This window comes from Streptomyces sp. NPDC001536, from assembly GCF_042894505.1.
Lineage (GTDB): Bacteria > Actinomycetota > Actinomycetes > Streptomycetales > Streptomycetaceae > Streptomyces.
Genome location: NZ_JBIAVQ010000015.1, coordinates 265,842 through 275,566, shown reverse-complemented (window position 1 = coordinate 275,566; position 9,725 = coordinate 265,842). Strand labels below are relative to the sequence as shown.

Annotated in this window: 10 protein-coding genes; 7 read left to right on the top strand and 3 right to left on the bottom strand. The window is 71.8% G+C overall.

Annotation, left to right across the window (positions count from 1 at the left end):
• Positions 1-145: 145 nt before the first annotated feature.
• Positions 146-388 carry a mycoredoxin gene (locus ACFY0U_RS35250; RefSeq protein WP_307026129.1) on the bottom strand — a complete coding sequence of 81 codons (243 nt, stop codon included), beginning with the start codon at positions 386-388 and terminating at the stop codon, positions 146-148.
• A gap of 182 nt (positions 389-570) precedes the next feature.
• Between ACFY0U_RS35250 and ACFY0U_RS35245 the strand changes: the two genes are divergently transcribed.
• The 5 genes from ACFY0U_RS35245 (at position 571) to ACFY0U_RS35225 (ending at position 4,464) form a co-directional block, all read left to right on the top strand.
• The gene (locus tag ACFY0U_RS35245) at positions 571-2,769 is read left to right on the top strand and encodes an ATP-dependent DNA helicase UvrD2 (protein ID WP_388642690.1); all 2,199 of its coding nucleotides are present in this window, start codon (positions 571-573) and stop codon (positions 2,767-2,769) included.
• Between the two features lie 198 nt (positions 2,770-2,967).
• On the top strand, positions 2,968-3,252 hold the full coding sequence (locus ACFY0U_RS35240) for a hypothetical protein (RefSeq protein WP_388642712.1): 285 nt from the start codon (positions 2,968-2,970) through the stop codon (positions 3,250-3,252).
• A gap of 173 nt (positions 3,253-3,425) precedes the next feature.
• Entirely contained in the window at positions 3,426-3,794 is a 369-nt protein-coding gene (locus ACFY0U_RS35235) for a WhiB family transcriptional regulator (protein ID WP_171145190.1), read from the top strand.
• Complete coding sequence (locus ACFY0U_RS35230) at positions 3,791-4,117, top strand: hypothetical protein (RefSeq protein WP_388642689.1); 327 nt, start codon at positions 3,791-3,793, stop codon at positions 4,115-4,117. Before ACFY0U_RS35235 ends, ACFY0U_RS35230 begins: the two co-directional genes overlap by 4 nt.
• Positions 4,118-4,254: 137 nt before the next feature.
• The gene (locus tag ACFY0U_RS35225; RefSeq protein ID WP_388642687.1) at positions 4,255-4,464 is read left to right on the top strand and encodes a hypothetical protein; all 210 of its coding nucleotides are present in this window, start codon (positions 4,255-4,257) and stop codon (positions 4,462-4,464) included.
• 18 nt (positions 4,465-4,482) lie between these two features.
• On the opposite strand, the gene ACFY0U_RS35220 is transcribed toward ACFY0U_RS35225, so the two are convergent.
• Together ACFY0U_RS35220 and ACFY0U_RS35215 are read right to left on the bottom strand one after the other, a co-directional pair.
• On the bottom strand, positions 4,483-5,847 hold the full coding sequence (locus ACFY0U_RS35220; RefSeq protein WP_388642685.1) for an ABC1 kinase family protein: 1,365 nt from the start codon (positions 5,845-5,847) through the stop codon (positions 4,483-4,485).
• On the bottom strand, positions 5,840-7,045 hold the full coding sequence (locus ACFY0U_RS35215; protein ID WP_388642710.1) for a ThiF family adenylyltransferase: 1,206 nt from the start codon (positions 7,043-7,045) through the stop codon (positions 5,840-5,842). Before ACFY0U_RS35215 ends, ACFY0U_RS35220 begins: the two co-directional genes overlap by 8 nt.
• 271 nt (positions 7,046-7,316) lie before the next feature.
• Here ACFY0U_RS35215 and ACFY0U_RS35210 point away from each other — a divergent pair, with 271 nt between their 5' ends.
• Both ACFY0U_RS35210 and ACFY0U_RS35205 read left to right on the top strand, forming a co-directional pair.
• The gene (locus tag ACFY0U_RS35210; RefSeq protein WP_388642683.1) at positions 7,317-7,913 is read left to right on the top strand and encodes a M48 family metallopeptidase; all 597 of its coding nucleotides are present in this window, start codon (positions 7,317-7,319) and stop codon (positions 7,911-7,913) included.
• Positions 7,914-8,029: 116 nt separating this feature from the next.
• Positions 8,030-9,718 carry a TerD family protein gene (locus ACFY0U_RS35205; protein WP_388642682.1) on the top strand — a complete coding sequence of 563 codons (1,689 nt, stop codon included), beginning with the start codon at positions 8,030-8,032 and terminating at the stop codon, positions 9,716-9,718.
• Positions 9,719-9,725: the final 7 nt, after the last annotated feature.

Sequence of the window (9,725 nt, the reverse complement as noted above, 5' to 3'; positions counted from 1 at the left end):
GGCCCCCCCCCCCCTCACCCCCCCGGCCCCGCCCCCGTTTCCCTCGCTTTGGCCCGGCCCCCGGGCGGCGCGGGGGGGGGGTGCCCCCGGGGGGGGGGGGGCCCCCCCCCCGGCCCCCCCCCCCACTTGCGCGCACGTACGTCGCTCAGGCGGCGATCTTCTGCTTCACCTGGGCCAGCGACGGGTTCGTCAGCGTCGAACCGTCGGCGAACAGCACGGTCGGAACCGTCTGGTTTCCGCCATTCGCCTTCTCGACGAACGCCGCGGACGCCGGGTCCTGCTCGATGTTGATCTCGGTGTACGCGATGCCCTCGCGGTCCATCTGCTTCTTCAGCCGCTGGCAGTAACCGCACCACGTGGTGCTGTACATCGTCACAGTGCCCTGCATGTCTCGCGCGCTCCTCTGGTGGCTCGGGGACGAGGTGGTCCACAGGGGGAACGTATGCGACCGGAGCGCCATTCCCGACCGCGCTGCCCGGCCGGGTGACGCCTGCCGCATTAGTACGACTGCGAGCCCCTGCCTGTGGACAACCGGCACAGCCGTCCCCGCCGACCTGGCAGCATGGCGGTGTGACAGCAGCAACGCACTCCACCCTCTTCCCGCACGTCCCGGACACGGCCGACGCGGTGCTCGAAGGGCTCGATCCCGAGCAGCGCGAGGTGGCCACCGCCCTGCACGGTCCGGTGTGCGTGCTGGCGGGCGCCGGTACGGGCAAGACGCGGGCGATCACCCACCGCATCGCCTACGGAGTGCGTGCCGGGATCCTGCAGCCCTCCAGCGTGCTGGCCGTCACCTTCACCAACCGTGCCGCCGGGGAGATGCGCGGCCGGCTCCGCCAGCTCGGTGCCGCCGGGGTCCAGGCCCGCACCTTCCACTCGGCCGCCCTGCGCCAGCTCCAGTACTTCTGGCCGAAAGCGGTCGGCGGTGCCATGCCCCGGCTCGTCGACCGCAAGATCCAGCTCGTCGTCGACGCGGCCGCCGCCTGCCGTATCCGCCTCGACCGGGGCGAGCTGCGGGACGTCACCGCCGAGATCGAGTGGTCCAAGGTCACCCAGACCGTCCCCGGCGACTACGCCCTCGCGGCCGCGAAGGCTGGCCGGGACGTCCCCCGCAACCCCGCCGAGATCGCCCAGCTCTACGCCGCCTACGAGGACCTCAAGCGTGAGCGCGGCGTCATCGACTTCGAGGACGTCCTGCTGCTGACGGTGGCCGTCCTCCAGGACCGGCACGACATCGCCGACCAGGTCCGGGCCCAGTACCAGCACTTCGTCGTCGACGAGTACCAGGACGTGAGCCCCCTCCAGCAGCGCCTGCTGGAGCTGTGGCTCGGCGACCGGGACAACCTCTGCGTGGTCGGCGACGCCAGCCAGACGATCTACTCGTTCACGGGAGCAACTCCCGACCACCTTCTCGACTTCCGCACCCGCCACCCCGGTGCCACCGTCGTCAAGCTGGTCCGCGACTACCGCTCCACGCCCCAGGTCGTCCATCTCGCCAACGGCCTGCTCGCCCAGGCCAGCGGCCGCGCCGCCGATCACCGCCTGGAGCTGGTCTCGCAGCGCGCCCCCGGCCCCGAACCCGTCTACACCGAGTTCACCGACGAGCCCGCCGAGGCCGAGGGCGCCGCCCGCCGTATCCGCGAACTGATGGCCGCCGGCGTCCCGGCCGCCGAGATCGCCGTCCTGTTCCGGACGAACGCCCAGTCCGAGACGTACGAGCAGGCCCTCGCCGACGCGGGCGTCCCCTACCAGCTGCGCGGCGCCGAACGGTTCTTCGACCGCCCTGAGGTGCGCAAGGCCGGCGTCGCCCTGCGCGCCGCCTCCCGCTTCGGGGGCAACGACGCTCTCCTGGACGACGCCCCCGACCTGCCCTCCCAGGTGCGTGCCGTGCTCTCCGGCGAGGGCTGGACCTCCGAGCCCCCGGCGGGATCCGGAGCGGTCAGAGAGCGCTGGGAGTCGCTGGCCGCGCTGGTGAACCTGGCGCAGGACTTCGCCGCCGCCAGATCCGATGCCACCCTCGCCGACCTCGTCGCGGAGCTGGACGAGCGGGCGGGCGCCCAGCACGCCCCGACCGTGCAGGGCGTCACCCTCGCCTCCCTGCACTCGGCCAAGGGCCTGGAGTGGGACGTCGTCTTCCTGGTCGGGGTCGCCGAGGGCATGATGCCGATCACCTACGCAAAGACCGACGAGCAGATCGAGGAGGAGCGCCGTCTCCTCTATGTCGGTGTCACCCGCGCCCGGGAGCACCTCCATGTCTCCTGGGCACTGTCCCGCTCGCCCGGCGGGCGCCCCAACCGCCGCCCCAGCCGCTTCCTCGACGGGCTGCGCCCCGGCTCGACCGGCGCCGCCGCGCGTGCCGCCACCGGTGGCCCCGGCGGCGTGGAGCGCGGCTTCACGAGCGGTACGGCCGGTGTCGTGCGGCGCCGGACCCAGCGCACCCCGGCCCGCTGCCGGGTCTGTGGCCGCACCCTCACCGACGCCGGTGAGATGAAGCTGATGCGGTGCGAGGACTGTCCCTCCGACATGGACGAGGGCCTCTACGAGCGGTTGCGCGAGTGGCGGGCGGAGCAGGCGCGGCGCAGCGGACAGCCCGCGTTCTGCGTCTTCACCGACAAGACACTGATGGCGATCGCGGAGGCCGTTCCCGACGACGAGGGCGAGCTGGCGCGGATCCCCGGGGTCGGGGTCCGCAAGTTCAACCGTTTCGGAGCCGATGTGCTGGCGATCTGCGCAGGCCAGGAGCCCGGGGCCGAAGAAGCGGGGAACTGATCCGAACTCGTCGAAAAAATAGTTTGCGCATGCCCCGGCAATCCCCATAGGTTCTTAGCCACGGGAACGGAGGCCTTCTCGGAGGCCCCAATTCCGTGCTCTACTTACATACCCGTAGGACCGGTTCACCCCGGTCCCCCGAGACGCCGAGAGGAGGCGAGTCCAGTGACCAGCATCAACGCCATCAACACCGCGAAAATGACCGATCGCTCGGTCGTCGCCTCCCTGTGCATGCTCGCCGTCTCGAACCAGGGCACCGGTCTGTCCGGCATTCGTGTCGCCGGCCCGGCGTCCTCCGTGTCTCTCGCGGGTCTTCCCGTCCGGGAGCGCAATGAGCGACCGACGAAGGCACTGGAAGCGGTAGAGGGTCAGGCGCATGCCTATGCCTTTACGGCAGCCGGTGCCGGAAGCCGGAAGCAGACGACGCAGCACGACCTGATGTGGGCCTTCCGTGGGCCAGAACCCTGGAGTGATCCAGCCTGATTGATCAGGCCGGCGCCTTCAGGGCCGCGGAACCCCATCCGGGATCCGCGGCCCTTCTGTTTGTCCCCGACCGGGGACGGCAGAGCGAAGGGGCCTCGGGACAAGAAAAGAACCCGGTACCAAGCCGACTACCGGTCCAACAGGGCCGGACCGACAGACGAGGAAGACGAACCGTGCAACTCGAAGCGCACGCCCCGTCCGTACCGCCTTCCGAAACGATCCCCCCGCCCGGCCTCACGGAGGACTCCACCTTGATCCCGCTGACTGCGCTCACCGCGCTCGACGACGCCATCGAGAGCCTCGGCGTACCCGTCCCCTGCCGTTCGTACGACCCGGAGGTCTTCTTCGCCGAGTCGCCGGCGGACGTCGAGTACGCCAAGTCCCTCTGCCGCACCTGCCCGCTGATGGAGGCCTGCCTCGCCGGCGCCAAGGAGCGGCGTGAGCCCTGGGGCGTCTGGGGTGGCGAGCTGTTCGTCCAGGGTGTCGTCGTCGCCCGGAAGCGGCCGCGTGGCCGCCCGCGCAAGAACCCGGTCACGGCATGAACACCATCGCAGGAACGATCGACCGCCCCCTCACGAACGACCCCAAGAAGCAGGCCCCGATGAAGCCGTCCACCACCGAGCCCGTGGGCTCCGCGATTCCAGACTTCACCACCGTTGGCGCGAGCGACTTGCGCCAGAACAGGACCCGAGAGATGCAACTCCAACCAGAAGCCCTGGCTCGTGCGCATATGCACGAGCGACTGCACCAGGCGCAGCAGGAACGCCGGGCCGTGAGCCTGGCGGCCGCGCGCCGCATGCAGCGCCGGGCCGAGCGCGCCTCGATGCGCGCCCGCCGTGCGCTGGCCATCGCGGTCATGCAGTAAGCGACACCACCTGAAGCGGTGGCCTCCCGGACTCCGGGAGGCGAAAGCTCCCCGCGGGGGCCGGTCCGTCCGAACGGACCGGCCCCCGCGGTGCGTTGTGCCCGCCGATCCACCGGCCGCGGCGATATCGTCGCCGCGTGACGAGTCTTCCCGGAGGCAGTGACGACGGCGGTTCCGCCACGGAGCCCCAGCCTCTTGTGTGCGCCCGCTGCGGCACGACCGCCGACGGCCCCCGGCCCACCTGGACGTGCTCCGTGGAGAACGGCGTCCGTCAGTACATCTGCGACACCTGCTCGAGGGAGAACCTCAGAGCGATCGAGGGACGCCTGGACTCCGCCTGGTGGTAGCGCCGGTCCGCCGGGGGCTCAGGCCTCCACCGCCGTCTCCTCCTCGGTCCCCTCCAACACGAATCCCGGCAGCCACTCCTCCAGTTCCTCCCGCAGCCGTACCGTCGCGCCCAGTTGGCACAGGACGCCGATCGTGCTCAGGGTCACGCGGTGTATGAGGAGGTACGCCGGGGGGAGGTTGAGCTGTTTGCCCAGCTGGTAGGCGGGGGAGCGGATGTCGGCGATGCGGGCCGCCTGGCTGCGCATCCAGCCGCGGGTGAAGGTGAACTCGTCGAGCAGGGCCGGTTCGATGATCGGGCGGAGGTAGTCGAGGACGGCGTCGGGGTCCAGCTCTATGGACTCCTTGACGAAGCCCTCCAGACAGAGGAGTTCGTAGACGGCCTCCGCCTCGCCGTCGAGGGTCATGCGCAGGGAGTCGCCGATGGGGGTGGGCAGGCCGCCCGGGAGGCGGTCGACCGTGCCGAAGTCCAGGACGCCCAGGCGCCAGTCGTCCTCGCCGCCGGGGCCGCCGGGCAGGAGACGGAAGTTGCCGGGGTGCGGGTCGGCGTGGAGCAGGCCGGTGCGGGCCGGACCGGAGAAGAGGAAGCGGGCCAGCAGCTGGCCGGCGCGGTCGCGCTGCTCCTGGGTGCCGTCCGAGATGACCTCCGACAGCGGAACGCCCTCCATCCACTCGGTGATCAGGATCTGGTCGCACTGGTGGACCACCGCCGGCACCACGACGTCCGGGTCGTCGGCGAACTCGTCGGCATGGACCTGCTGGGCCTGTGACTCCAGGCCGTAGTCCAGTTCCTCGGAGACCCGGTCCCTCAGCTCCGCGATGAGCGGCTTGATGTCCATGCCGGGGATCAGCGGCCCCAACAGCCGGGCGAAACGGCTCAATTGGTTCAGGTCGGACAGGAGGGCGTCCCCGGCCCCGGGGTACTGCACCTTGACCGCCACCTCGCGGCCGTCGTGCCACACGGCGTGGTGCACCTGGCCGATCGACGCCGCGGCGGAGGGCTTGTCCTCGAACGCCAGGAACAACTCCTGCCAGTCCTCCCCGAGCCGCTCCTCCAGCACCCGGTGCACGGTGCGCGTCGGCATCGGAGGAGCCGCCTCCTGGAGCTTGGTCAGCGCCGCCCGGTAGGGCCCGGCGACCTCCTCGGGCAGCGCCGACTCGAAGACGGACAGGGCCTGGCCGAACTTCATCGCACCGCCCTTGAGCTCGCCGAGCACCTTGAACAGCTGCTCCGCCGTGCGCTGTTGCAGCTCACGGCCGACGATCTCCGCGGACTCCCCGACGATTCTCTTGCCGAGCCCCCAGGTTGCCCGGCCGGCGAAGCCGAGCGGGAGCGCGGCGAGCTTGGCGGTACGGGTGACCGCCTTGCGGGGAAGATCAGACATGCGCCCTCCAGGTCCCAGCCGGCCGTACGGCATCCGCCTTACGGCGCAGCTCCTTCGACGGCCCTTGCTCCGCCATTGTCTCGTGCGACTCCCCGTCCTTAGAGGTGTGTTCCTCCTTACCTTTCTCCGCGGCTCCGCACCGGCATGCGGGATGCGCCCAGACCGGCCGAGCATGCCAGTTCAGGGCGGGGAGGGAGACCTCCCAGCGGGCGCCGGCGCTCGACGGGGTCCGGCCGTCGAGGAAGGAGAGGGCGTGCGCGGCCGCCAGCCCCGCCACCGTCATGGCCAGCGTCAGATCGCACGGAGGCACCTGGCGCGACCGTCCCAGGCCCGACCGCCACTGCGCGACCAGCCGCGGCCACACCGGGTCCCGGTCGGTGCGCCCCTCGTGCAGACAGCCCGCGCAGCTCGTCACCCCGGGCAGGACGAGAGGGCCGACGACTCCGGTCGCCTCCACGACACCGGCGTACAGATGGGGCGTACCGGAGTCGACGAGAGGGTCGGCGGCCGGCGGGGCGTGCACCGCGACATCGTCCCTCGGGGCGAGGATCACCAGGGAGAACCCGGGCTCGCCCGCCCCGGAGGGCGACCGGCGTGGCGAGCGGTCCGGTTCGGCCCGGCGCACCGCGCGCCGGGCCGCCTCGTCCCGGCGCTCGCCGATCGCCTCGGCGGGCAGCCCGCCCGGCGCGACGTCCCACGGCTCGACCTCGCCGACGTCCCGCACGTCGACCTCGCCGATCCCGGCGCCCGCCAGCAGCGAGGCCAGCACCGTGCCCACCCGGCCCGCGCCCCTGACCTGCACGCGCAGCGAGCGACGGGCGGCCAGCACCTCGATCCCCTCGCCCGGTTCGGTCGTCGTCAGGGACAGCGAGGCCAGATCGGGGCGGAGCCGGTCCAGGACCCGCTTCTTCCTTCGCAGGGTGTCACCGGCCTGGCCGCCGCCCCGTGCGTCGTCGAGGAGCCCGGCCCGCGCCAGCCGCTCCAGGAGCCGGTCGACATGGCCGTCGGGCAGATCCATGCGCCGCCCCTCCTCGCGCAGCAGCCCCGGACCGCGGGTGCCGTTGAGCAGGTCGAGGAAACTGCCCGTGGCGGTGTCCATCGGACCCAGCGTCATCGCGTGCGCCGGGGTCATCCCGAACTGCACGGTGTTCAGGTCGCGCCAGCCGCGCCGCAGCGCGGGCTTCACCAGCGGGACCAGCGGGATCGCCGTAACCGGTGGATCTTGTGAAGACTGCATGACAGGCCCCCGTAGCCCTCGTGGAACATCCCCGTCCGCCGCTCGCAGACCCCTCGGCGCAGGGCCGTGGCTCCGTCGGCGAATGCCAGCATGCCCGGATCGGTGATGCGCTGCCGAAAGTTGTCCACAGGCGGTGGGTATTCGTCGTACAAATCAAACGCATGGTGGGGGATCCGGACCGAACCGTCCCGGAGTCGGGACTTCCACCACTCACAGCGGGTAACGTCGGGGCGTGTCCGCCGACCCACTGAACCGCGCCGGAACACCACAGCGACGCACGTCGAGCCAGCCCCCCAGCGGCTCGGGAGCGAGCGCGATCGAGGTGCGCAGGAGCGCGCGACGACGCCGGACGGTCTCCGCCTACCGCGAGGGCGACCGCACCGTCGTGCTGATCCCTGCCCGGATGTCCGAGGCGGAGGAGCAACGCTGGGTGAGCGTCATGCTCGACAAGCTGGCCGCCCAGGAGAGCAAGCGGGTCCTCGGCGACACCGAACTGGCCGAGCGCGCCGCGCGGCTGTCGGCCCAGTACTTCGACGGACGCGCCCGGCCCGCCTCGGTGCGCTGGGTCACCAACCAGAACACCCGCTGGGGCTCGTGCACCCCCTCCGAGGGCAGCATCCGCCTCTCGCACCGGTTGCAAGGGATGCCCGAATACGTCGTCGACTACGTCCTCGTCCATGAGCTCGCGCATCTGCTCGTGCCCGGACACGGGCCCCGCTTCTGGCGGCTCCTGGAGGCGTATCCGCGCACCGAGCGGGCCCGCGGCTATCTCGAAGGCGTGGTCGCGGCCGACCGGTTGCCCCATTTGCCCGGCGCGCGCGGAGAGTGACCGACGTCCCCGGCCGGGGATTGTGTACCGGGTCTGTACCGACTTCGTCCACTGTCCGAGTTTGCCGTTAGCCTGGCGCGACGCACTCGCACTTGGATGGGGGACGGTCGTTACGCATGGCCAGGGAATTCCAACGCGGCCACAAGGCCAAGGTCAGTGACCTCACCGCGGGCACGGATCTGTACGTAGGCGTACAGATCACCGGCCCCGGACTGAGCTTCGACATCAGCTGCTTCGGTCTCGACGCCAACGAACAGCTTTCGGACGACCGGTACTTCGTCTTCTTCAACCAGCCGAAGTCCCCCGAGGAGTCCATCCAGCTCCTGGGCGCCCAGGCGGGCGACACGGAGTCCTTCCGGGTCACCCTCGACCGGATCCCGGCGCAGATCCACAAGCTGTCGTTCACGGCGACGATCGACGGCGCCGGGCAGATGTCGCACATCGCCCCCGGATACATCCGGATCGTGGCCGGCGGCGAAGAGGTGGTCCGCTACTCCTTCAACGGCTCGGAGTTCTCCACCGAGCGTGCCGTGATGCTGGGCGACTTCTACCTGAAGGACGTCTGGCGGTTCGCCGCGGTCGGACAGGGCTTCGACGGAGGCCTCGAGGCGCTGCTGAAGAACTTCGGCGGCGAGGTAGCCGAGGAGGAGGCGCCCGCGGCCCCGCCGCAGCCGCAGGCCGGCGCCGCCCCGGGCTTCGCCCCGCCCGCCCAGGCCACCGCGCCGCCCGCGTTCGGCGCCCCGGCCCCCGCGGCCCCCGCACCCGCCCCGCAGGGCTTCGCGCCCCCGCCCGGAGCGACCCCGCCCCCGGCCCCCGCGCCTGCGCCCGCGCCGAACATGCACGCCCAGCCCACCATCGTCGCGCCCATGACCCCGCCCGGCGGCGCCCCGGTGCCGCCCCCGGCCCCGGCTCCCGCGCCCTACGGCCAGCCGCAGCAGCCCCCGTACGGCCAGCCCGCCCCGCCGCCCGGCTACGGCGCCCAGCCCCAGGCCCCGCAGGCACCCCAGGCGCCCGGCCCGCCGCCCGGCTACGGCCAGCCGACCCCGCCCCCGGGCTACGGTCAGCAGCCTCCCTACGGCCAGGTCCCGGGCCAGCAGGCCCCCTACGGCGCGCCCCAGGGCGTACCGCAGGGCGCGCCCCAGGCCGCCGGTGTCGCGGGCGCTCTCCAGCAGTTCAAGGAGACGCCGACCGGTCAGCGCTGGACGCAGCAGAACAAGAAGCTCGTCCGCGTCGACCTCGGCGTCGGCGGTCAGCCGGTGCTGGCCCGCCAGGGCAGCATGGTGCTCTACCAGGGCAAGGTCGACTTCAGCTACAAGGGCGCGGGCTTCGCCGGCCGGGTCGTCGGCAACGCGACCGGCCAGGAGATGCAGCTGATGCGCTGCACCGGCCAGGGACAGGTCTTCCTCGCCGAGAACTCCACGATGCTGCACCCCATCGAACTCCAGGGCGACGGCATCTGCGTCTCCGCCGAGAACGTCCTCGCCTTCGACGAGAGCCTCCAGTACGAGGTCCGCCGTATCGAAGGGCACGGCATCCCGGGCGGCGCGCTGTTCACGATGCTGTTCCAGGGCACCGGCACGATCGTCCTCAAGACGCACGGCACGCCCGTGGTGCTGCCGGTCACGCCCACGACCTTCGCCGACGCCAACGCCGTGGTCGCCTGGTCGTCCGCCGCCCAGGTGGTCGTCTCCAGCCAGGTCCGGATGCGGCGCAACGCCTACCCCGGCGACACCGGCGAGAGCGTCAACCTCCAGTTCCGGGCCGCGCCCGGCAACTTCATCGTCGTCCAGCCGTACGAGATCTGAGGGAGTC